Below are 21,470 nucleotides of genomic sequence, written 5' to 3' on the forward strand. Positions count from 1 at the left end.
CGATGCTGCTGTTTTCTCTCACGCTGTTGCAGGCCAGCGTCGCCTGTCTTGTGACCGGTCCGCTGCTGTGGGCATTGCTGAGCCTGGCGCAACGGCGCTGGCCCGCGCTGGCGGCGCAGCGCAGCGTGTGGCTAGTCGCGCAACTGGTGCTGGCCGCCGTGTTCGTGCTGCCGCTGCTGCCTGACACGCGGCAACTGAGCGTGGTGCCCGAACTGAGCGTGCCCGTTTCGCTGGCCGGCGCCGCGCCCGACGTGCAGCTGGCCATGGCTGGGCCAGCCGCCGGGCTGCCAGCCACTGCTTCCTGGCTGGCCCTGGTGCCATCCGCATGGGGCCTGATCTACCTGCTGGGCGTCGCTTGCGCAGCCTGGCGCTGGCAGCGTGGCCACGCCATGTTGCGCAGCTTGCTGCAACTGGCGCAGCGCCGCCGCCTGCACGGCATGGACGTGCTGGAAGTGGCGGCGCCGATCTCGCCGATGCTGGTGGGCGTGTGGCGGCCGCGTCTGCTGTTGCCGGCGCACCTGGCGCAATTTACGCCGGAACAGCAGCAACTGGTGATCGCCCATGAGCTGACCCATGCACGCCGGCGCGACCCCGTGCTCCTGCTGCTGGCCAATATGCTGCAGGCGCTGCTGTGGTTCAATCCGGCCGCGCGCTGGCTGGCCGGCCAGCTGGCTTGGGCGCAAGAGCTCGGTTGCGACCGCCAGGTACTGGCTGGCCGGCCCCCGCGCCAGCGCCAGCAATATGCGGCGGCCCTGGTCAGGCAACTGGGCCTGCAGGCCCAGCCGCTGCCGGGGCTGGCCTTTGGCGGCGGCGGCATGGCCGAGCGCCTGCTGCGCATGCGTGACGGGCAGGCGCGCCCATCCACGGCCCTGCGGGTGCTGACGGCGCTGCTGCTGTGCGCGATCGGCGCGGCCAGCCTGGCGCTGCAGCCGGCACTGGCGTGGGCCGTGGCAGCCGCGCCGGCAAGCATGCTCGCTGCGCCGGCGACGGCGCCAGCTCTCTTGCGCAATCCCCTGGACAGCATGCGCGTGACCGGCTTCTTTGGCGTCGTGCGCGAGTTGACACCGCAAGGCCATCGCGGCATCGATCTGGGCGCCAGGCGCGGCACGCCCGTGCATGCGGCGGCCGACGGCATCGCCAGCGTCAGCGAAGATGCGCGCCTCGGCAAGGCCGTGCGCATCGACCATGGCGCTGGCGTCGCGTCGCTGTATGCCCATCTCGACCGGGTCACGCTGACGACCGGCATGGCCGTCACGGCAGGGCAGGCCATCGGCACCGTGGGCGCCACCGGTCTGGCGACGGGGCCGCATTTGCATTTCGAGGTCACCCGCGACGGGCGCTTGCAGGATCCGCGACAGTGGCTGGCCGGCCTCGATGCCAACGCCACCGCGCGCGCCCTGCGCATGCGCAAGGAACAATTCGGCCATTAGCGTGAGCTGGCCACGGGGCGGCTGAGCGCGGGAACGCGCCAGCCGACACCACCACAGACCTTTCAGGATTTCCCATGCGATTGAGTATTGTATTGTGCAGCCTTGCGCTGCCCTTGACGGCGCACGTGCGTGCCGAAGACGTCCTGCCTTCCGTGACGGTCACTGCGGGCAAGGTGGAGCAGCGCCGCAACGACACCGTCGCCGCCATCGTCGTCGGCCACGAGGAATTGATACGCCAGGGCGACCGTGCCCTGTCCGACGCCCTGAAACGCCTGCCCGGCATTACCATCGGCGGCACGGCTTCGGGCACGGCTGGCGGGCAAATCCAGCTGCGCGGACTGGGCCAGGGTTACACCTTGATCATGCTCGACGGCGTGCCCGTGCCGCCCGGTTTTTCGCTCGACTCGCTGGACCCGGAACTGGTCGAGCGCGTGGAAATCATGCGTGCCGCCACGGCGCAATTTTCCGCCCAGGCGATCGCCGGTTCCATCAATATCGTGCTGAAAAAATCGGGCAAGCGGCGCGAACGCACCTTCAAGCTGGGGGCGTCCGGCAGCCACGGCATGCCCGCCGGCAGCGCCACCGTGCAGTGGGCGGACAAGGACGGCCGCCTGTCGTATGCGCTGGCCGGCACGCTCGCGCACACGGGGCGCCGGGGCTTGCTCGACGAATGGAACCGCGCATTTGATGGCGAAGGCAGGCCCACGGTGGTGCGCCATATGCCGCTGACCGAGCGCGTGACCAGCGATACGTTCGAGCTGGCGCCCCGTTTGCAATGGGCGCTGGCGGGCGAAGACAGCCTGGCCTGGCAAAGCCTGGTCAGCTTGCGCCGCCTGGCCAGCCGCCGCCAGGTCGTGGAAACGGCTTACCTGGGCAGCCATACCGACTATCCGGACAACGACGCCGCGTTCACTCAGGACAGCGGCACCGTGCGCAGCGATCTGCACTGGCTGCGCAAGTTCGGAACAGGGGATAGCCTCGACATGAAACTGGGCCTCGATGCCAATCACCGTGGCAGCGACTATCTGTTCCAGGGCGTCAGCGCCACACCCGGGCCGGCGAATGTGCGCCGGGTCGATGCGGGCCTCGATGATGTGGGCGTGCAGACCAGCGGCACCTATCGCCGGGCTCTGGGCCAGGGACATGCGCTGGCGGCGGGCTGGGATGCGGGCAGCCGGCGGCGCACGGAGTTCCGCCGCGAACGCCAGCTGTCGCCGGGCGGGCCACCCGTGCTGCCGGACGAAGACTATGCGGCCACGGTGCGGCGCCTGGCCCTGTTCGCGCAGGATGAATGGGATATCTCCGCGCGCTGGTCGCTGTATCTGGGGCTGCGCTGGGAAACCTTGCGCACGGCCAGCGCCAATGGTGGCGCGCAGCGCCGCGTCGACGTGCGCGCGCAGGTATGGAGTCCCGTGCTGCAAAGCCTGTGGAAGCTGGCCGGCAAGGATCAGGTGCGCCTGGCCGTCACCCGCACCTACAAGGCGCCGCAGATTTTCCAGCTGATCCCGCGCCCTTATCTCAACGACAACGGCAATAGTCCCGTGAACCCCGACAACCAGGGCAACCCGGCGCTGCGCCCGGAGCTGGCGTGGGGCCTGGATGCGGCCTACGAATACTATCTTGGGCAAGGCGCCATGCTGGGCGCCAGCGCCTCGCTGCGGCGCATCAGCGATGTGATGCTGGACCGGCTGTATCAGGACCAGGGGCGCTGGGTGGCCACGCCCGTCAATCAGGGCAGGGCGCAGGTGCGCAGCATCGAACTGGAAGCGAAGCTGCCGCTGTCGGCGCTGTGGGCAGGCGCCCCCGCGCTGGACCTGCGGGCGAACGTGGCGCGCAACTGGTCGACGCTGGACGCCGTCGCCGGCCCGGACAACCGCCTCGATGGCCAACTGCCGTGGAGCGCCAACCTGGGCGCCGATTACCGGCTGGCCGGCAAGCCCTTGACCCTGGGCGGCAATCTGCATTACCAGGGCGGCGGACGGACGCGCGAGTCAAGCCAGCTGCTGGCCTGGCAGGGCGCCCGGCGCGAACTGGATCTGTACGCGTTGTGGACCTTCAGCGACCAGCTGCGCCTGCGCGTCTCGGGCGCCAATCTGCTGCGCCAGCGTGAGCGCACGCGCAGCCTGTATGCGGATGGCGGCGGCAGCCTGCTGCGCACGGTCGATACGGGCAGCTACCGCACCCTGCGCGTCATGCTCGAAGGCGCCTTGTAGGTTTTATTCAGTCGTCGATCTCGTCGACGGCATAACGTACGCCCTGCGCATCGAGCCAGGCGCGCACGGTCTCCAGGCCGTGCCACGGGTCCGGGCGCAGGTGCTGGCACACATACAGGCCGGCATCCGTCAGCCTGGCCTCGGTGTCAGGCATGGCGCCGCCGGGCGGGCGCGGCGCCGGAGCCACCAACTCTGGCAGCTGTGCAAGGTGCTGGCGCTGTTCCTGCGTCAGGCTGGCCGTGATCCTGAATTCAAATCCCATGTGTTCTCCTTGATGTGTCGCTTGCTGTTGCGGTCATTTTTCATTATCGAAAAAATTGCACATAGCTTGGCATTCTTTCCGTTTTTGTTTTCAAACCATCTCGTCCATACTGCATAGCACTGGCCCGGCACACACAGGGTGACGCAAGGGCAGGAGCGGAAGCACCGTATAACGACCTCTCTTTTTTATATTCAATTATTTTCACTAAGGAAAACATCATGCCTATCGCCACCGCCCAAGCCGCACAAAAACTGCTGACCCCGAACGATCATACCCTGATCATGATCGACCACCAGTCGCAAATGGCCTTCGCAACCCGTTCCATTGACCTGGCCCTGCTGCGTAACAACGCGGCCCTGGTGGCCAAGGCGGCAGCGGAATTCAAGGTGCCGACGATTTTGACGACGGTGGCGGCGAAATCATTCTCCGGCCCGATCTTCGACGAGATCCAGTCCGTCTTCCCGGATCAGGCGCCGATCGACCGCACCAGCATGAACACCTGGGAAGATGCGCGCATCGCCGACAAGGTGAATGGCTACGGCAAGGGCAAGATCGTGCTGGCCGGCCTGTGGACGTCCGTGTGCATCGTCGGCCCTGCGCTGTCGGCGCTGGAGCAAGGTTTTGACGTCTACGTGATCGCCGACGCCAGCGGCGACGTCTCCGACGAAGCGCATGCGATGGCCATGCAGCGCATGATACAGGCGGGCGCGCAGCCGCTGACGTCCGTGCAATACTTGCTGGAACTGCAGCGCGACTGGGCCCGCGGCGAGACCTACAATGAAACGGTGGCGACGGCCGTGGCGCATGGCGGCGGCTATGGCCTGGGCTTGATCTACGCCAAATCCATGTTCAACGCCAGCGAAGGCCATTGATTTTTCGCTGATTTTGGCTCCGCCGCCCGCCGGCGGGGCCGTGTTTTCATTTGATTGGGGAGTTCCCATGCACGCACACACGATCATGCTCAACGGCCGTTTCCATACGGTCGACAGGACGCAGCCGCTGGCGTCCGCCGTCGCCATCGCCGATGGCAAATTCCTCGCCGTCGGCGACGTGGAAGACGCGATGCGCCACCGCGGCCCCGCCACGCAGGTGATTGACCTCGATGGCCGTACGGTGATTCCCGGCCTGAACGATTCGCACCTGCACCTGATCCGCGGCGGCTTGAACTACAACCTGGAATTGCGCTGGGAAGGCGTGCCTTCGCTGGCCGACGCCTTGCGCATGCTCAAGGAGCAAGCCTTGCGCACGCCGAATCCGCAATGGGTGCGCGTGGTGGGCGGCTGGACGGAATTCCAGTTCGCGGAAAAGCGCATGCCGACCCTCGATGAAATCAATGCGGCCGCGCCCGACACGCCCGTCTTCATCCTGCACCTGTACGACCGCGCCCTGCTCAACCGCGCCGCCCTACGCGCCGTCGGCTACGACAAGAACACGCCGAATCCGCCCGGCGGCGAAATCGTGCGCGATGCGGCAGGCAATCCGACGGGCTTGCTGATCGCCCGCCCGAACGCCATGATTTTATATGCGACCCTAGCGAAAGGCCCCAAGCTGCCGCTCGAATTGCAAGTGAACTCCACGCGCCAGTTCATGCGCGAATTGAACCGCCTCGGCATCACCAGCGCCATCGACGCGGGCGGCGGCTTCCAGAATTATCCCGAGGATTACGCCGTCGTCGACGAACTGGCGCAAAAGGAGCAGCTGACGATACGCATCGCCTACAACCTGTTCACGCAAAACAAGGGCGCGGAACTGCAGGACTTCCAGAAGTGGACCTGCATGGTGAAACCCGGCGACGGCACGGACTTTTACCGCCACAATGGCGCCGGCGAAATGCTGGTCTTTTCCGCCGCCGACTTCGAGGATTTCCTCGAGCCGCGCCCCGAGCTGGCGGCCGGCATGGAAGATGAGCTGGAAAAGGTCGTGCGCCACCTGGTCGAGCAGCGCTGGCCGTTCCGCCTGCACGCCACCTATGACGAATCGATCAGCCGCATGCTCGACGTGTTTGAAAAGGTCAACCGCGACACCCCGTTCGCCGGCCTGCACTGGCTGTTCGACCACGCGGAAACCATCAGCCCGAAAAACATCGACCGCGTCAGGGCGCTCGGTGGTGGCCTGGCCATCCAGCACCGCATGGCCTTCCAGGGCGAGTATTTCGTCGAGCGTTATGGCGCGGATGCCGCCAAGGCCACGCCACCCGTGCAGCGCATGCTCGACGCGGGCGTGCCCGTCGGCGGCGGCACGGATGCGACCAGGGTCGCCAGCTACAACCCGTGGACGGCGCTGTACTGGCTGGTGTCGGGGCGCACCGTGGGCGGCCTGGCCCTGACGGATGCGGCGGGCAGACTGTCGCGCGATACGGCGCTGGAACTGTGGACGGCGGGCAGCGCCTGGTTCTCCAGCGAGCAAGGCAAGAAGGGGCGCATCCGCGAGGGCATGCTGGCCGACCTGTCCGTGCTGTCGGCCGATTATTTCACGGTGCCGGAAGAAGCGATCAAGTCCATCGAATCCGTGCTGACCATCGTCGGCGGCAAGGTCGTCTACGGCCAGGGGCCATTTTCGGCACTGGCGCCGCCTTTGATTCCCGTGCTGCCCGAGTGGTCGCCCGTGCGCGCGGTGCCCGGCCATTACCGGCCCGTGGCGACGCCGGCGCAAGCGGCCATGCCGCACCAGTGCGCGGGCGCCTGCGGCGTGCATGCGCACGCCCACGACCGGGCGCGCAAATCGGCCGTGCCGATCAGTGACTTTTCCGGCTTCTGGGGCACGCTCGGCTGCAGCTGTTTCGCCTTCTAGCCGGTGGCGGGCCTTATTTGGAAATGCGCAAAATGGCCGAGGCGAGCCGCGTGAAACAGGGACTCAGCTCGCTTTCGGTGGCCGCATAGCAGTACAGGCCCACGGGTTCGGCCGGCTTGCGGCAACGGTTTGGTGCATCCGCCGTATTGGCCATGCAGCGCAGCAAGTCCTCGCCGATTTCATTGTCCGGCCCGGCCTTGGCCTTCAGCGCGGCGCCCATGCCCAGAGTAAATATGTAGGTATTTTCCAGGCGTGCCTTGCTGGCCATCGCCTCTGCCAGGTTGCGCGATGCACGGTGCATATTGGTCCACTGGAGTTTTCTGGTGGACATATCTTTGCTCACCGCACGCGGCGTAGTGGTCACGATGGGGAATTCGCGTGCCGTCGGATCGTCGGCCTGGGCGGGAAGATTGTGCGCGTTATACCAGGTCGGCAATTCACTGATCAGGTTTCTGGTGCAATAGGTCTCGGGCGCGAGCTTGGCGCTGCTTGCATTGATACGGTACAGTCCATCTGTCGCAAAACCGCTCGATGGTAAATCGTCGTACACGGCCAGCGCTCCCGCTTTCGTGCAATTGCCCGTGGTAGCGGGGAAAAAGTAAGAGGAAAAGGCGGACGGAGATCCATCGGAAAAGAACACGATGACGCGCAGGCTGGAGCGATTGTTCTGGCTGATGCTATTGAGCTGGTCCTGAGCATTCCACATGCCTTCCGAGTAATTCGTGCCGCCTTCGAACTTGTAGCCATTGATGGCATTGCCAGCCTGCGTGCGATCGAAGCCGCGATCGCTTGTCTTGATCGGCAGATCGAGCTGCGCGCCGCTGGCAAAATGCAGCAAGCCGACGCGGTCCACGGTGGAATTGAATTTATTCAGGAAGGACTTGCCCGCCGCCCGCACGGCGTCGGCATTGCTAGCCAGCGAGCCCGAGGTATCCATCACCAGCACCATGTCCAGATCCTTGCGGATGGTTTGCGCGGTGGCGGCCACGTTCAAGGTCTTGAAGCCGAGTACGCCCATCAGCGAGACGGGCAGCGAGGCGGTGGCAGAGACGTCGATGGTGACGATGCCCTTGTCGAACGTGACGCCGACGGGGTTGAGGGTCGGCGTCGACAGCAGGAACTGGTCCGGATAATTGATGTCAAAAAATTCCTTGGCCGACTGGCGCGCATTGGTCCGCTGTTCCTCTTCCGAGCTGCCCGCCGTGACGCCGCGCGCCGCCGCCAGGCTGGCCGAGTCGACGGCCGCGTTGAGCTTGGCCTTGACGAAGTAGCCGAGGGCCGAATCGACGGCCAGGCCCACCGAGGCGACCAGGACGACGGCCGACAGCGCCACCATGATCAGCACTTGCCCGCCTTGCCGCTTGTGTGGAATGCGCATCAGAATACCGTCATCGAAGTGAGGTTGGGGCCCAGAACGGGCGTCGTGCTGTTGCCAATTTTCAAGGTGCCGAACAGCATGTCGAAATTGTAGAAAGTTTCCACGGCGTAGATCAGTTCGCCGTCGGACAGCTGGTCCCGCATCAACGCCACCGTGGGGGCGGACTCGTCCTTGGCGATGCCCGTGCACGCGCCATTGCTCCAGCTGCCGCATTGCCACACCTGGCTGGCGGGCAGGTAGCCGCTGGCCTTCGCGCCCGCATCCCAGCGGTACTGTTCCAGCACGATGTTGCGCATGCCGCTCTTGGCCGTGTAGCCCATGATCTTGGTGATATAGATCATGCCGCGCTGGTTCATGTCCAGCGGCGGCGTGCTGGCCGCCAGCGCATTCATGATGGCCTGGCTAGATCCGCTCAGGTCGGAGGTGGAGCGCGAGGCCAGGTTGGCGCCTTCGCGGCTGATGTTGAGCAGGATGGTCTTGGCCTGGATGGCGCGCGACAGATCGACCACCATGAACAGCAGCAGCGCCAGCAGCGGTAGCACGATGGCAAATTCCACGGCGGCGATGCCGCGCGCGGCGCGCGCAGGAAAGTAGCCGCGCATCACAGGCCGCCAAAGCTTTCATTGCGCATGGTGGCTGCCACGACGAAATGCGCCTGGCCATCGCGGAACAGGGCACGGATCATGGGGGTGGCAAACGCCCAGCGGCAATCGACGGTAATGACGACGATATCGCCGGCCTGGCCGAACATGGCGGCGCCGACCGCATCGCTGCCGTTGACGGAGATCACGGGGCTGACCTTGTCATACATGCCCATGGAGCTGTCGCGTATTTTTTGCATCACGGCCTGGTAGCGCTGCTGGTTGGCACTGTCGGGGTCGAGGTCCTTGGCCCCCGTGACGGCATAGCGCGCGCCTTCGCGCACCGCGTGCTGCATGGTCATATTGGCAAAATAGGCCATGCTCAATTCGATGATACCGATTATCAGCATGAGAAAGACCGGTGTGATCAGGGCCAATTCAAGCAGCGTGGTGCCGCCTTGTCCGTCGTGCTTGCGGAATATGCGGGAATCGGCCTGTTTTAAACGCATGGGAATAATCCGGTTAAGTTCCGCGATGACGAATGTCGGGCGGATGGCATTGCGCCATTTGACTGGCGATTATTCTATATCGATTTTCAATGGCGTGTCCGCCATTTAAATTATTACAGGTCAAGATAATCGTAATTAACTGCCTTATTTCAATTGTGCCGGCCCCTTCCCCTCAGGGCCGGGAGTAATATGCGCGGGTAGGAAAACAGGCCTGGTGTCAGGATTGTCCTGCGTGCAGGCAAGGACTTGTTTTGCAAGGTGATGCAACAAAATGCTGCAATGTAAGCAACAGCAGCGGTGGCAGCAGCGATGGCGCGCCGGTAGCGCGTCCGCCCTGACCACGCTGCCCCTCCATCGGCACACGCCCGCCATGCGGCGTCCGCTGGCCTGGGTCACGCACCGCGTGTGCGCGTGCCGGACCAAGGCCTCTTCCTTCGTGCCCCCATGACTTTTTCCCCCTGCGCGCGGCAGCAGAAGGCGCGCGCGGACGAGGCAGGCAACCCGATTCGGATCAACAACATTCCCCGAGGGGAGTGGGCTTCAAGTAAAGAGGTAAAGCATGTCAACACAAAATGTCATCCGCGTCATGCTGGTGTCGGACCACAAGACCTGGCTGTGGGGCCTGGAGCAGTTGTTCGCCAGCGCCCAGCCGGCGATGCAGGTGGTGGCCAGTTCCACCGAGATCGACAGCGCGCTGCTGCTGGCGCGGACCCTGTGCCCCGACGTCATCGTGCTGGACGCCGACCTGGGCTGCGGCGGCGCCTGCGCCATCGATTACCTGCCGCAGCTGCTCGGCAATGGCGTGTCGCGCGCAATGCTGTTCAGCGGCACGCAGGACCAGGCCGCCTGCGGGCGCGCCGTGCGCAGCGGCGCGCGCGCGGTGGTGGGCAAGGAAACGCCCGTCAAGCAAATGGTCGACGCCATCGCCCGCCTGCATCAGGGCGAGTTGTGCCTGGATCCGGCGCTGCTCGACAGCATGCTGGGCGTGCTGAACAAGCCGGAAGCGGCGCCCGATCCGGAAGAGCAGCGGATCGCCAGGCTGACGCTGAAGGAGCGCAAGATCGTTGCCATGATGGTGGAAGGAAATGGCGCGCTGAACCGTGCGATCGCCCAGCGCGCTTTTATCTCGGAGCAAACCTTGCGTAATCATCTGACATCGATCTACAGCAAGCTCGACGTCACCAACCGCCTGGAATTATATGTGTACGCCACCCGCAACCGGCTGGCCGAGCCCATCCATGCGGAATGACAGTACATATGTCCTGATTATAGACAAAAAATTAAGATGTTTTGTACTGCGCATAAAATGACTTTTCTCTGATTCGATTTTATGTTTGTTTATATAAAATACACGCATCAGAAATTGGCAAATAAAAACAAGGATAATGTTTTTATTTTCAGACTGTATTTTCAGTTTTTATCATGTTTAAAACTTGACCTGAAAGGGAATAATATGAATTTCATTAAAAACTTTATCGCCGAAGAAGATGGCGTGACTGCCATCGAATATGCGCTGATCGCGGCATTGGTGGCTGCGGCGCTGGTCACGGCCGTCGGTTATTTCACCACCGGCCTCGATGGCGCCTTCAAGGCGATCGGCACCAAGCTGACGGGCGCGGCGATTTAAAACGCCTGCCCACCGCGCTGCACCCGACAGGCCGGCTGCCCATGCGCACCGGCCTGTCGACTTCCCGCCCAACGATGCGCATGCTGTCATGCGCTCGGCTTGCATCAGGTACACGATGGACCCTCATTCTTTCTGGACGTTCAGCCCCGCCATAGTCTTGTGGGGGCTGCTTGCCGCGGCTGTCTGGCATGACGTGCGCCGCCGGCGCATTCCCAACCGGCTGGTGTTTGCCGGCGCCGTGCTGGGCGTGCTGCTCAACAGCCTGGCCTTGCCCGGGCTGACGCCGGCCGGACCGTGGCTGGCGTTGGGCGGCCTGGCCGTCGGCCTGGGCTTGCTGTTGCCCATGCATGCGCTGAAGGCGCTGGGCGCGGGCGACGTCAAGCTGATGGCGATGGTGGGAGCGTTTCTGGGTCCCCGCGCCACCGTGTTTGCCGTGCTGTGCAGCCTGCTCGCCGGCGGCGTGCTGGCGCTGGCCGTGGCCTTGTACCAGGGCACGCTGCGCCAGTCGCTGGGCAATGCCCGTCAATTGCTGCTGCAAGGCTGGCTGCGCGCCGCGGCGGGCGAGGCGCCGCAGCTTGACTCGCCCGCCGCGCCGGGCGGCAACTTGCCGTATGCGATCGCCATTACCGCCGGCACCGCCATCTGGCTGGCCCTGGCGGCCGGCGGCCAGGCATGACGCGTCCGTCCGGAAACCCCAGTTTTACCAAGAGGAAAAACAATGAGAAATAGCCGCGTTGCGATCGTGCTGCTGCTGGCGTTGCTGATGGCGGGGGGGGCCGTGCTGGCGGCCGCGCGCTGGATGTCAGGGCAGGGCGCGCCAGCCAGCCAGACGGTGATGGTCGCGCTGGTCGATATCGGCGTGGGTGCGAAGGTGACGCCGGCCATGCTGCGCGGCATGGACTGGCCGGCCGGCGCCATGCCGCCCGGAGCGTTCGGCGAGGCAGGCCCGCTCGACGGGCGCATCACGCGCAGCGCCGTCAGCAAGGGCGAGCCTGTGCTGGAAAGCAAACTCGCGCCGCCCGGCGCCACGGGCGGCCTGTCGGCCATCGTGGCGGCCGGCAAGCGCGCCATGACCGTGCGCGTCAATGACGTGGTGGGCGTGGCCGGCTTCGCCCTGCCGGGCAATTTCGTCGACATTCTCGTGCATACGCAGGATGACCGCGCCAGGCAGGCGGGCGGCGAGCCGTTGGCCATTTCCAAGATCGTGCTTGAACGCATACTCGTGCTGGCCGTGGCGCAGGAGTCGGGCCGCGACGACAACAAACCCAAGGTGGTCAACGCCGTGACCCTGGAGCTGACCCCGGAGCAGGTGGAAAAGCTGGACCTGGCGCGCAGTGTGGGCAGCCTGTCGCTGGTGCTGCGCAACCAGGTCGATCCCGACCCCGTCAACACGGGCGGCGCCACCAAGGAGTCGCTGCTGGAACTGAAGGCGCCGGCAGCGGCGGCCGCGCCGGTGCGCGCGGCGCGGCGCCAACCGGCCCCGGCACGCGCCGCCGCGCGCGACAGCATCACCGTCATCAAGGGCATGGATACGAGCGTCCAGCAATTTTAAAAATCAGCAGGCAAGCGAGCAAGGATGATCGATGAACACATTTCGTAAGCACGCCACGAGTGCGGGCATGCGCCTGGCCCTGGCGGCAGGACTGGCCTGGCCAGCCATCGCCATCGCGGCGGCGCCGGCCAGGCAAGCCGTCATGTCGCCGGTGGCGGCGCCGGCCATGTCGCTGGGCGCCGATATCGCCCGCCTGGGCGAGCCCGTGCGCATCGCCGTGGGCAAGTCCACCTTGCGCAAGCTGAGCTTGCCGGTGTCGCAGATCGCCGTCAACGATGCGAGGGTGGCCGGCGCCAGGATGCTGGGCTCGTCCAGCCAGCTGTTCGTCTGGGGCCTGGCCCCGGGCAGCACCAACCTGATCCTGTGGGACCGGCAGCAGCGCCCCGTGATCGTCGATATTGAAGTCGAGATCGACGTCGAAGGCTTGCAGGCGCAGCTAGCCTATGTCTTTCCTGGCGAGCGCGCCGTGAAAGTTGGCGCGGCCGGCGGCAGCATCGTGCTGTCGGGGCAGGTGAGCGACGGCGTCAAGGCCAGCCAGATCCTCGAGATGGCGCAAGCCTATGCGCAGCGCGGCGTGGGCGAGGCGGCTGCACCGGCTGCGCCGGCCGACGGCGCCGCCAGCGCGGGCGGCGGCGTCAAGGTCATCAATATGCTGACGATCGCGGCGCCGCAACAGGTGATGCTGGAAGTGAAGATCGCCGAAGTGTCGAAGACGCTCGTCGACCAGCTCGGTGCCAGCGTGGGCCTCAGCGGCACGCGCGGCAACTGGAGCTACGGCCTGCTGTCGAACCTGCTCAGCGGCAACCCCAGCCATCTGGGCGCCGTCAACGGCAAGAATGGCAATGGCCTGACGCTCGATGCGCAAAAGCGCGACGGTCTGGTCAAGGTGCTGGCCGAGCCGAACATCATGGCCATCAGCGGCCAGGAAGCCAGTTTCCTGGCGGGCGGCAAGATTTTCATACCGGTCGCGCAAGACAGCACGACCAACAAGATCACGCTGGAGGAAAAGGAATTCGGCATCGCCGTCAAGTTCACGCCCACCGTGCTGGAAGGCGGACGCATCAACCTGAAGGTGGCGCCGGAAGTGTCGGAGCTGAACCGCGAAGGCATCGGCATCACCACCGGCGGGGGCGCCGCCGCCAATGCGGTGTTGCCGGCCTTTACCACGCGGCGCACCACGACCACGGTGCAGCTGTTCGATGGCCAGAGTTTTGCCGTTGGCGGCTTGATCAAGAACAATGTGACGACCAACATCAAGGCCTTGCCCTTCCTGGGCGAGATTCCCGTGCTGGGCGCGCTGTTCCGCAGCAGCGATTTCCAGACCGACCGTACCGAGCTGGTGTTCATCATCACGCCGCACCTGGTCAAGCCGCTCGACACCGCCGATGGCGCCGATATCGTGCTGCCGACCGACGCCTATGTGGCGCCGAGCCGCGGCGAGTTCTTCTTGCAGGGAAAAATGGAAGGCGCCGCCGCGCCACGGCCACGCCAGGAAGCGGCCGCGCAGACAGCGCCAGTCGGTCCGGACACTCAATAGGAGCACATCATGCAGCATTCTTTTTACTTTCCCGTGCTGCTGGCCGCGCTGGCCGCCAGCGGCTGCGCCGCCACGCCGAATCTGGACCGCCAGTTCGGCCACAGCGTCGCGCAGCTGCGCGCGCGGCAAGTGCTGTCGCCGCAGGCGGGCGCGAACCGCGACCCCGTGGCCGGCATCGACGGCAAGGCCGCTCAGGCCGCCTACGCGGCGTACCAGAAAAGCTTTGCCGCGCCCGCGCCGCAAGGGGCCGCCTTTACCATCGGTGTCGGAGCGCGCCCGTGAACCTGGCACCGTCACCACAGAATCAGCAAGGCATATCGTGAAAATCGCCATCCATTCCAGGGATGAAAAAACCCTGTCCGAACTGGGACGGTTGCTGCGCAGCCGCAACCGGCTCGACGAGATCAGCGCTGGCGGCGACTCGCTCGAACCGCTGCTGGCGGCGCAGTCGCTGCCCGACGTGCTGATCTTCGACCGTCCATCGAACGACGGCGCCGACCTGGCCGCCATCGAGCGCCTCAGCAACCTGCATCCGCGCATGGCCTTCATCGTGCTGTGCCACCAGCAGGCGCCCGAGTTCCTGCTGCAGGCCATGCGCGCGGGCGTGCGCGACGTGCTGCCGTTTCCCGCCGCGCCGGCCAGTCTGTATGCGGCGCTCGAACGCATCGAGGAAAAGCTGGAGCGGCGCGAGCATGGCAACGGCAAGGTGCTCGCCTTCATTTCCTGCAAGGGCGGCAGCGGCGCCACCTTCATTGCCAGCAACCTCGGTTATGCGCTGGCCGCCGGCGGCCAGCAGCGCGTTGCGCTGATCGACATGAACCTGCATTTTGGCGACGCCTCGCTCTTCGTTTCCGAGAACAAGCCGCTGGCCACCCTGTCCGACGTCACGCGCGACATCCACCGGCTCGACTCCTCGTTCCTCGGATCGAGCATGCTGCACATTCTGCCCAACTACAGCGTGCTGGCCGCGCCCGAGGATCCGGCCCACGCCAGTGAAGTGGCGCCCGAGCACATCGACGCCATCATCCGGCAAGCCAGGCGCCAGTACGATTTCATCGTGCTCGACGTGGGCCGCAACCTCGACGCCGTCAGCGTGCGCGCCCTCGACCACGCTGACATGATCTTTCCCGTGCTGCAGGCGACCTTGCCGTACATCCGCGACGGCAAGCGCCTGCTGGGCATGTTCCGCTCGCTCGAATACGCGAAGGAAAAGGTGCACATCATCGTCAACCGCCACGACAAGGGCGGCGAAATCCGCCTGCGCGACCTGGAGGCGGCGTATGGCACGGCCGTCTACCGCACGGTACCGAATCACTACGCTTCGGCCGCCGCCTCCGTCAACCAGGGCATGCCGATTTTGCAGCTCGACAAAGCCAGCCCGATCACCCGCTCGCTGCAGGAGTTCGCCGCCAGCCTGGCCGGCGGCGCGGCCAGCACGGCGCGCCAGGGCTGGCTGGGCCGTGTTCTGCGGCGCGCCTGATTCACCTTTTAAACAGGAGCATTTCATGGCTAGTTCCCCCACCGCCGCCTTGTCCATCCGCGAACGGCTCGGCAGCGCCAAGATCGCCGCGCTCGCGCCGCAACGCGCGGCCGCCATCGACAACCACGGCTACCGCGACCTCAAGCTGCGCATCCATGGACTGCTGCTCGAAAGAGTCGACCTGGAAAGCATGCAGCGCCTGTCGCAGGAGCGCATCCGCGAAGAATTGCGCGGCCTGGTCGAGCGCCTGCTGGACGAAGAGGCGGTGGTCATCAACGACGCCGAGCGCCGGAGCCTGACGCGCGACATCCAGCACGAGATGCTGGGCTTCGGGCCGCTCGAAACTTTGCTCTCGGACGCCAGCGTGTCGGACATCCTCGTTAACGGCCACAAGCAGGTGTATGTGGAGCGCGGCGGCCGGCTGGAGCTGACCGACATCAGCTTCGACGATGACGCCCACCTGATGAAAATCATCGACAAGATCGTCTCGCGCGTGGGCCGGCGCATCGACGAATCGAGTCCCATGGTCGATGCGCGCCTGCCCGACGGTTCGCGCGTCAACGCCATCATCCCGCCGCTGGCCATCGACGGCCCCGTGATGTCGATCCGGCGTTTCTCCGTCGATCCGCTGCGCCTGGCCGACCTGGTCGCCTACCGCAGCATGACGGCCGAGATGGCCGAGGTGCTGCAGGGCCTGGGCAAGGCGAAGATGAATATTCTCATTTCCGGCGGCACGGGCAGCGGCAAGACGACCATGCTCAACGTGATTTCCGGCTTCATCGGCCATACGGAACGCATCGTCACGGTGGAAGACGCGGCCGAGCTGCAATTGCAGCAGCCGCACGTGGTGCGCCTGGAAACGCGGCCCGCGAACATCGAAGGCAAGGGCGAGGTGAGCCAGCGCGCGCTGGTGCGCAATGCCCTGCGCATGCGCCCCGACCGCATCATCCTGGGCGAGGTGCGCGGCGCCGAGGCGCTCGATATGCTGGGCGCGATGAACACGGGCCACGAAGGCTCGATGGCCACCATCCACGCCAATACGCCGCGCGACGCCATCACGCGGCTGGAAAACATGATCAGCATGGCGGCCGCCAACCTGCCCAGCAAGGCCATCCGGCAGCAGATCAGCTCGGCCGTGTCGGTGGTGGTGCAAGTGTCGCGCCTGATCGACGGCAAGCGCAAGGTCACGTCGATCCAGGAAATCACGGGCATGGAAGGAGAGGTCATCACGATGCAGGAAATCTTCAGCTTCAGGCAGACGGGCGTGGCCGAGGGCGGCGCGGTGGTCGGGCATTTCTCGGCCAGCGGCATCCGCCCGCGTTTCCTCGAACGCCTGAACAGCTTTGGCATCGGCGTCTCGGCCGCCCTGTTCGAGCCCACGGCGGCGGGGCGCTGACCGCCATGCTTTCCTACCTAGTCTATGTGTTCCTCTTCCTTGCCGTCCTGCTGCTGGTGGCGGGCGTTTGGCTGGCGTGGCAAGCGGCGCGGGGGCCGGGCGCGGCGCGGGTGGCGCGGCGCCTGCAGTCCATGTATACGGCCAGCGATGGCGAACAGGCGCTGTCGATCACCAAGCAGCGCCCGCTGAGCGTCTATCCCTTCCTGCAAGGCGTGCTGGAAGGCTTGCCCGGCGCGCGGCGCGTCGAGCAACTGCTGCTGCAGGCGGGCATGCGCTGGCTGGTGGCCGGCTTTCTCGGCTATTGCGCACTGGGCGCGACGGTTGGCCTGCTGCTGGCCAGCGCGCTGCCGCTGCCATGGTATGTGCGTCTGGGCCTGGGCGCGGGCGGCGCCGCGCTGCCGTATCTGCTGGCGCGCCGGGCCAGGAGCCGGCGGCTGGTGCGCATCGAGCAGCAGTTGCCGGACGCGCTCGACCTGATGGGCCGCGCCATGCGCGCCGGCCATGCCTTTCCCACCGCGCTGAAAATGGTCGGCGAGGAGATGACGGGGCCGCTGGCCGACGAGTTTCGCGCCGTGTTCGACGAAGTCAGTTTTGGCGTGGCGATGGCCGATGCGCTGGGCAACCTGGCCGCGCGCGTGCCCAGCACGGACTTGCGCTATTTCGTCATCGCCGTGCTGATCCAGCGCGAGACGGGCGGCAACCTGACTGAATTGCTGGGCAGCATCAGCGCGATCATCCGCGACCGATTGAAACTGCTGGGCCAGGTGCGCGTGCTGTCGGCCGAAGGGCGCATGTCGGCCTGGGTGCTGGGCTTGCTGCCGTTTGGCGCGGCGCTGATGATGCACGTGATGAATCCGCAGTTCATTGCCGTGCTGTACACGGATGCGGGCGGGCGCAAGATGGTCGGCGTGGCGCTGGGCTTGCTGATGGTTGGCGTGCTCGGCATCCGAAAAATTATCCATATCCGGGTGTGACATGAAAGAAAAGACACGATGAGCGGCATGAGTGCGGCGCAGTTGGCTTTGCTGGGCCTGCTGTTCCTGATTGTTTTCGCGCTGGCCGTGCTGGTGCTGCGCCTGTTCGCCGGCAGCGCCGTGCAGGAGCGGCTGCAGGCGCTCGGCGATGCGGCCGCCGGCGACCGCGAGCGCCATGCCAGGCGGCGCTGGGTGGCGCACGCCGTCAGCCTGACGCGCCCGCTGGCCAGGCTGTCGCTGCCGGACGAGGGCTGGGAACGTTCGCCCATCCGCAGCCGCTTCGTGCATGCCGGCTGGCGCAGCCAGGCCGCGCCGGCCCTGTTTTATGCGGCCAAGACGGGCCTGTTCGTGGGCTTGCCGCTGCTGTTGTATTTTCTGCTGCGCCAGGGCGGGCACAATATGCCGTTGTGGCTGGTCGCGGCGGCCGGCCTTGGCTATTACCTGCCCAATGTCTGGCTGTCGCACTGCCTGAAACAGCGTCAGCGCGAAGTGTTCGAAACCTTTCCCGATGCGCTCGACCTGATGACGGTGTGCGTCGAGGCGGGGCTGGCGATGGATGCGGCGCTGGCGCGCGTGGCGCAGGAAATCGGCCTGAAAAGCGCCGTCCTGGCCGAAGAGCTGCAACTGGTGACGCTGGAGTTGCGCGCCGGCAGCGCCAAGGACAAGGCCTTGCGCAACCTGGCCCTGCGCACGGGCGTGGAAGACGTGGACGCGCTGGTGACCTTGCTGATCCAGGCCGAGCGCTTCGGCACGAGCATCGCCGCGTCGCTGCGCGTGCAATCCGACCAGCTGCGCACCAAGCGGCGTCAGCGCGCCGAAGAAACGGCGGCCAGGATCGCCCTCAAGCTGCTGTTTCCGCTGATCTTTTTCATCTTTCCGTCGCTGATGGTCGTGCTGATGGGGCCGGCGTTCCTGCAGATTTACCGTGTGCTGCTGCCGGCCATGCGCGGCAATTGAAAGATCGCTGAGAGGCGAAAAAAAAGCTGCCGGAGTTTCCTCCGGCAGCTTCTTTACATCAGCCCTTGCCTGGCAATCAGGCGAATGGCGTCAGCAGGGTAATCATCTGGCCAAAGATCTTCGGGCTGGCGGCGATGACGTCGCCCTTGTACAGGTAGTCCGATTCGCCGCTGAACTCACCGACGATGCCGCCCGATTCCGTGATCATCAGGGCGCCGGCGGCGATATCCCAAGGCTTCAAGCCTTTTTCGTAGAAGCCGTCCAGGCGGCCGCAAGCGACGTAGGCCAGGTCCAGCGCGGCCGAGCCGGCACGGCGCACGCCCTGGCTGCGTTCGCCCATGATCGCGTACATCTTCAGGTATTCGTCCAGCGCGCGGGCGCTGCCGGCCACGTAGCCGGTGCCCAGCAGGGCGTTCGAGATGCGGTCCAGCTTGGTGACGCGGATGCGCTTTTCGTTCAGGTAGGCGCCGGCGCCTTTAGTGGCCGTGAACAGGTCGTTGCGGACCGGATCGTAGATGACGGCTTGCGTGACGACGCCGCGATGCGCGAGAGCGATCGAGATGCAGTATTGCGGGAAGCCGTGGATAAAGTTGGTGGTGCCATCGATCGGGTCGATGATCCACTGATATTCATTCTCGTCGTGCGAGTTGGCGGAAGCTCCCGATTCCTCAGCCAGGAACGCGTGGTCCGGGTAGGCTTTGGACAGCACCTCGATGATGGCTTGTTCGGCCGCCTGATCGACGTCGGTGACGAAATCGTTATGTTGTTTTTCCGTGACGACGACGCGGTCGAGGTCAAAAGAGGCGCGATTGATGACGGCGGCGCCGCGGCGGGCGGCTTTGATCGCCGTGTTGAGCATTGGGTGCATGTGAGCTTCCGTTAAAAGCACGCGACCGCCCAGCGTCGCCTTTCGGCGCCGGTACGATAGAGTGCAAGAATGAATTAAAGAGCGGAGCGGTGCCGAAGTGGTTAAAATCCCGGCCTGGAGTCAGCGTTTTGTGACTCCGTTTCCCGAAATTTCCTGTATCGATACCGCGCAATAGCGCTATTTTAAATGAATCTGCCCGAAATCAACACGTCTCTTTTCAAACGCCTGCGATTTATTCTTGTCGAAACTAGTCGTCCTGGCAACATTGGCGGCGTCGCGCGCGCCATGAAAACGATGGGTTTTTCCGATCTGGTGCTGGTCAACCCCCGTTTTCCCGATGCCTTGACGGATGCGGAAGCGGTGGCCTTCGCCAGCGGCGCGCAGGATATTTTGTCGGGCGCGCGCATCGTCGGTTCGATCGCCGAGGCGCTCGAAGGCTGCAATTACGCGGCCGCCGTGTCGGCCAGATTGCGCGAATTCTCGCCGCCCGTCACGGCCCCGCGCGCCATCGCGGCCCAGCTGGCCGCCAGCGAAGAGCTGCACGCGGCCGTCATCTTCGGCAACGAGCGCTTCGGCCTGCCCAACGAGATCGTCGAGCAGTGCAATGTGCTGATCAATATCCCCGCCAATCCCGAGTATTCCTCGCTGAACCTGTCGCAGGCGGCGCAAGTGGTGGCCTATGAATGCCGCGTGGCGGCCCTCGGCGATGGACAAGCCGCCAGCCCAGTCGGTTTCCATGGCGACGCGGCCAGCCTGGCGCAGGTGGACGGCATGTATGCGCACCTGGAACAGGCGCTCGTCGCCATCGATTTTCTCGACGCCGACAATCCGAAAAAACTGATGCCGCGCCTGAAACGCCTGTTTTCGCGCACGGGGCTGGAAACGGAAGAAGTCAACATCCTGCGCGGCATCGCCCGGCATATCCTGGCGGTCGCCAAAAAAGGCCCATGATAGAGACCCGGCTGCTGCGCCAGTTCATCGCCGTCGCCGAGGAACTCAATTTCCGGCGCGCGGCCGAACGGCTGCACATGGCGCAGCCGCCCTTGTCGCAGGCGATACTGCGGCTGGAAGACTTGCTCGGCTACCCCGTTTTCGAGCGCACGAACCGCAAGGTTGCCTTGACGCCCGCCGGCAGCACGTTTCTGGCCACGGCGCGCCAGGTGCTGGCCAGCCTGGAAGAGGGCGTGGCCGCTGCGCGCCGCGTGGCGCAGGGCGTCGAGGGGCACTTGCGCCTGAGTTTCATCCACATCACGCCGTACGCCCACGTACTCGATGCCTTGCGCGCGTTCCGCGCCGCCTCGCCCGCCGTGCAATTCACCTTGCGTGAAGCGTCGACGCAGCAGCAGGTCGAGTGGCTGGAAAAGAACGAGGTCGATATCGCCCTGCTGCGCGCACCGGGCCGCAGCACGCCGCTCTTTCGCTTCGAGCGGCTGTCGGGCGAAGACATCGTGATCGCGCTGCCGTTGAACCACCGCTGCGCGGGGCTGACGCGGGTGGACCTGGCGGAGTTGGCCGGTGACGATTTCGTCGCCTCGCCGCGCGAGCTGGGCCAGGGTTTCCACGACCAGCTGGCCAGCCTGTGCCTGCACGCGGGTTTTGTGCCGCACGTGGCGCAACAGGCGCGCCGTTTGCAAACGGTGCTGGGACTGGTGGCGGCCGGCTTCGGCGTGGCCCTGCTGCCGGCCAGCCTGGCCGCGTCCAGGCCTGCCGGCGTCGTCATGCTGCCGGTGCATAGCGATGCGCCCGAAGCGTTGCGCCAGCTCGACCTGTACATGGCGTGGGATCCGCAACGCACGTCGCCCGTGCGCGAGCGGCTGCTGGCGCAGTTGCGGCTGTCTGCCTCGCATTGAGACTTGAATTGAGACGTTAAGCGTCTCATTTCAAGATAAATAAGATATTTTACAGATGATGGCCCA

General features: G+C 65.2%; 21 protein-coding genes. 16 read left to right on the top strand and 5 right to left on the bottom strand.

Translation table 11 applies throughout. The features are described 5' to 3' along the window. Window positions 1–2 precede the first annotated feature (2 nt). Both FG13_RS27700 and FG13_RS27705 read left to right on the top strand, forming a co-directional pair. Window positions 3–1,430 carry a M23/M56 family metallopeptidase gene (locus tag FG13_RS27700; RefSeq protein ID WP_035826346.1) on the top strand — a complete coding sequence of 476 codons (1,428 nt, stop codon included), beginning with the start codon at window positions 3–5 and terminating at the stop codon, window positions 1,428–1,430. A 74-nt stretch (window positions 1,431–1,504) separates the two neighbouring features. After that, on the top strand, window positions 1,505–3,643 hold the full coding sequence (locus FG13_RS27705) for a TonB-dependent receptor plug domain-containing protein (protein WP_035826349.1): 2,139 nt from the start codon (window positions 1,505–1,507) through the stop codon (window positions 3,641–3,643). A gap of 7 nt (window positions 3,644–3,650) precedes the next feature. On the opposite strand, the gene FG13_RS27710 is transcribed toward FG13_RS27705, so the two are convergent. Next, on the bottom strand, window positions 3,651–3,905 hold the full coding sequence (locus FG13_RS27710; protein WP_035826351.1) for a hypothetical protein: 255 nt from the start codon (window positions 3,903–3,905) through the stop codon (window positions 3,651–3,653). A 218-nt stretch (window positions 3,906–4,123) separates the two neighbouring features. On the opposite strand from FG13_RS27710, the gene FG13_RS27715 reads away from it, so the two are divergent. Together FG13_RS27715 and FG13_RS27720 are read left to right on the top strand one after the other, a co-directional pair. Continuing rightward, window positions 4,124–4,777 (top strand): hydrolase, encoded by a 654-nt coding sequence (locus FG13_RS27715; protein ID WP_035826352.1) that lies wholly within the window; start codon window positions 4,124–4,126, stop codon window positions 4,775–4,777. Between the two features lie 67 nt (window positions 4,778–4,844). Further along, complete coding sequence (locus FG13_RS27720) at window positions 4,845–6,695, top strand: amidohydrolase (RefSeq protein WP_035826355.1); 1,851 nt, start codon at window positions 4,845–4,847, stop codon at window positions 6,693–6,695. A gap of 13 nt (window positions 6,696–6,708) precedes the next feature. On the opposite strand, the gene FG13_RS27725 is transcribed toward FG13_RS27720, so the two are convergent. Genes FG13_RS27725 through FG13_RS27735 form a run of 3 tightly spaced genes read right to left on the bottom strand, consistent with a single transcriptional unit; the run spans window position 6,709 to window position 9,163 of the window. Beyond that, window positions 6,709–8,073 carry a vWA domain-containing protein gene (locus tag FG13_RS27725; RefSeq protein WP_035826356.1) on the bottom strand — a complete coding sequence of 455 codons (1,365 nt, stop codon included), beginning with the start codon at window positions 8,071–8,073 and terminating at the stop codon, window positions 6,709–6,711. After that, a complete protein-coding gene (locus tag FG13_RS27730; RefSeq protein WP_035826359.1) occupies window positions 8,073–8,675 on the bottom strand; it encodes a TadE/TadG family type IV pilus assembly protein in 603 nt (200 codons plus the stop codon). The genes FG13_RS27725 and FG13_RS27730 overlap by 1 nt, the downstream gene beginning before the upstream one ends. Further along, window positions 8,675–9,163, bottom strand: coding sequence for a TadE/TadG family type IV pilus assembly protein (locus FG13_RS27735; protein ID WP_051959502.1), 489 nt, complete (start codon window positions 9,161–9,163; stop codon window positions 8,675–8,677). Before FG13_RS27735 ends, FG13_RS27730 begins: the two co-directional genes overlap by 1 nt. 559 nt (window positions 9,164–9,722) lie before the next feature. On the opposite strand from FG13_RS27735, the gene FG13_RS27740 reads away from it, so the two are divergent. From FG13_RS27740 to FG13_RS27780, 10 genes are all read left to right on the top strand, one after another. Beyond that, on the top strand, window positions 9,723–10,412 hold the full coding sequence (locus FG13_RS27740; RefSeq protein ID WP_035826362.1) for a LuxR C-terminal-related transcriptional regulator: 690 nt from the start codon (window positions 9,723–9,725) through the stop codon (window positions 10,410–10,412). Between the two features lie 204 nt (window positions 10,413–10,616). Further along, complete coding sequence (locus FG13_RS29785; RefSeq protein WP_071650303.1) at window positions 10,617–10,790, top strand: Flp family type IVb pilin; 174 nt, start codon at window positions 10,617–10,619, stop codon at window positions 10,788–10,790. 115 nt (window positions 10,791–10,905) lie between these two features. Then, window positions 10,906–11,466 carry an A24 family peptidase gene (locus FG13_RS27745; RefSeq protein WP_051959503.1) on the top strand — a complete coding sequence of 187 codons (561 nt, stop codon included), beginning with the start codon at window positions 10,906–10,908 and terminating at the stop codon, window positions 11,464–11,466. Window positions 11,467–11,508: 42 nt separating this feature from the next. Then, a complete protein-coding gene (gene cpaB, locus FG13_RS27750; RefSeq protein WP_035826376.1) occupies window positions 11,509–12,342 on the top strand; it encodes a Flp pilus assembly protein CpaB in 834 nt (277 codons plus the stop codon). 31 nt (window positions 12,343–12,373) lie between these two features. Further along, window positions 12,374–13,879 carry a type II and III secretion system protein family protein gene (locus FG13_RS27755; RefSeq protein ID WP_035826378.1) on the top strand — a complete coding sequence of 502 codons (1,506 nt, stop codon included), beginning with the start codon at window positions 12,374–12,376 and terminating at the stop codon, window positions 13,877–13,879. A 9-nt stretch (window positions 13,880–13,888) separates the two neighbouring features. Then, window positions 13,889–14,161 (top strand): hypothetical protein, encoded by a 273-nt coding sequence (locus tag FG13_RS27760; RefSeq protein ID WP_035826380.1) that lies wholly within the window; start codon window positions 13,889–13,891, stop codon window positions 14,159–14,161. A gap of 37 nt (window positions 14,162–14,198) precedes the next feature. Continuing rightward, on the top strand, window positions 14,199–15,359 hold the full coding sequence (locus FG13_RS27765) for an AAA family ATPase (protein WP_035826382.1): 1,161 nt from the start codon (window positions 14,199–14,201) through the stop codon (window positions 15,357–15,359). A 49-nt stretch (window positions 15,360–15,408) separates the two neighbouring features. After that, window positions 15,409–16,755 carry a CpaF family protein gene (locus FG13_RS27770; protein ID WP_035826384.1) on the top strand — a complete coding sequence of 449 codons (1,347 nt, stop codon included), beginning with the start codon at window positions 15,409–15,411 and terminating at the stop codon, window positions 16,753–16,755. Between the two features lie 5 nt (window positions 16,756–16,760). After that, entirely contained in the window at window positions 16,761–17,729 is a 969-nt protein-coding gene (locus FG13_RS27775; protein ID WP_035826386.1) for a type II secretion system F family protein, read from the top strand. A gap of 18 nt (window positions 17,730–17,747) precedes the next feature. Next, a complete protein-coding gene (locus tag FG13_RS27780) occupies window positions 17,748–18,686 on the top strand; it encodes a type II secretion system F family protein (RefSeq protein WP_035826387.1) in 939 nt (312 codons plus the stop codon). A gap of 76 nt (window positions 18,687–18,762) precedes the next feature. Here FG13_RS27780 and FG13_RS27785 read toward each other — a convergent pair whose 3' ends face one another. Further along, a complete protein-coding gene (locus tag FG13_RS27785) occupies window positions 18,763–19,545 on the bottom strand; it encodes an inositol monophosphatase family protein (RefSeq protein ID WP_035826389.1) in 783 nt (260 codons plus the stop codon). Between the two features lie 195 nt (window positions 19,546–19,740). On the opposite strand from FG13_RS27785, the gene FG13_RS27790 reads away from it, so the two are divergent. Then, the gene (locus tag FG13_RS27790) at window positions 19,741–20,505 is read left to right on the top strand and encodes an RNA methyltransferase (protein WP_035826392.1); all 765 of its coding nucleotides are present in this window, start codon (window positions 19,741–19,743) and stop codon (window positions 20,503–20,505) included. Continuing rightward, entirely contained in the window at window positions 20,502–21,404 is a 903-nt protein-coding gene (locus FG13_RS27795) for a LysR substrate-binding domain-containing protein (RefSeq protein ID WP_035826394.1), read from the top strand. The genes FG13_RS27790 and FG13_RS27795 overlap by 4 nt, the downstream gene beginning before the upstream one ends. Window positions 21,405–21,470: the final 66 nt, after the last annotated feature.

Source organism: Janthinobacterium sp. RA13, assembly GCF_000745325.1.
Lineage (GTDB): Bacteria > Pseudomonadota > Gammaproteobacteria > Burkholderiales > Burkholderiaceae_D > Janthinobacterium > Janthinobacterium rivuli.

Bases quoted from the DNA above. Each gene is read 5' to 3' on its own strand.
- FG13_RS27700 (WP_035826346.1), top strand. From the start codon at position 3: ATGCTGCTGTTTTCTCTCACGCTGTTGCAGGCCAGCGTCGCCTGTCTT.
- FG13_RS27705 (WP_035826349.1), top strand. From the start codon at position 1,505: ATGCGATTGAGTATTGTATTGTGCAGCCTTGCGCTGCCCTTGACGGCG.
- FG13_RS27710 (WP_035826351.1), bottom strand. From the start codon at position 3,905: ATGGGATTTGAATTCAGGATCACGGCCAGCCTGACGCAGGAACAGCGC.
- FG13_RS27715 (WP_035826352.1), top strand. From the start codon at position 4,124: ATGCCTATCGCCACCGCCCAAGCCGCACAAAAACTGCTGACCCCGAAC.
- FG13_RS27720 (WP_035826355.1), top strand. From the start codon at position 4,845: ATGCACGCACACACGATCATGCTCAACGGCCGTTTCCATACGGTCGAC.
- FG13_RS27725 (WP_035826356.1), bottom strand. From the start codon at position 8,073: ATGCGCATTCCACACAAGCGGCAAGGCGGGCAAGTGCTGATCATGGTG.
- FG13_RS27730 (WP_035826359.1), bottom strand. From the start codon at position 8,675: ATGCGCGGCTACTTTCCTGCGCGCGCCGCGCGCGGCATCGCCGCCGTG.
- FG13_RS27735 (WP_051959502.1), bottom strand. From the start codon at position 9,163: ATGCGTTTAAAACAGGCCGATTCCCGCATATTCCGCAAGCACGACGGA.
- FG13_RS27740 (WP_035826362.1), top strand. From the start codon at position 9,723: ATGTCAACACAAAATGTCATCCGCGTCATGCTGGTGTCGGACCACAAG.
- FG13_RS29785 (WP_071650303.1), top strand. From the start codon at position 10,617: ATGAATTTCATTAAAAACTTTATCGCCGAAGAAGATGGCGTGACTGCC.
- FG13_RS27745 (WP_051959503.1), top strand. From the start codon at position 10,906: ATGGACCCTCATTCTTTCTGGACGTTCAGCCCCGCCATAGTCTTGTGG.
- cpaB (WP_035826376.1), top strand. From the start codon at position 11,509: ATGAGAAATAGCCGCGTTGCGATCGTGCTGCTGCTGGCGTTGCTGATG.
- FG13_RS27755 (WP_035826378.1), top strand. From the start codon at position 12,374: ATGAACACATTTCGTAAGCACGCCACGAGTGCGGGCATGCGCCTGGCC.
- FG13_RS27760 (WP_035826380.1), top strand. From the start codon at position 13,889: ATGCAGCATTCTTTTTACTTTCCCGTGCTGCTGGCCGCGCTGGCCGCC.
- FG13_RS27775 (WP_035826386.1), top strand. From the start codon at position 16,761: ATGCTTTCCTACCTAGTCTATGTGTTCCTCTTCCTTGCCGTCCTGCTG.
- FG13_RS27780 (WP_035826387.1), top strand. From the start codon at position 17,748: ATGAGCGGCATGAGTGCGGCGCAGTTGGCTTTGCTGGGCCTGCTGTTC.
- FG13_RS27785 (WP_035826389.1), bottom strand. From the start codon at position 19,545: ATGCTCAACACGGCGATCAAAGCCGCCCGCCGCGGCGCCGCCGTCATC.
- FG13_RS27790 (WP_035826392.1), top strand. From the start codon at position 19,741: ATGAATCTGCCCGAAATCAACACGTCTCTTTTCAAACGCCTGCGATTT.
- FG13_RS27795 (WP_035826394.1), top strand. From the start codon at position 20,502: ATGATAGAGACCCGGCTGCTGCGCCAGTTCATCGCCGTCGCCGAGGAA.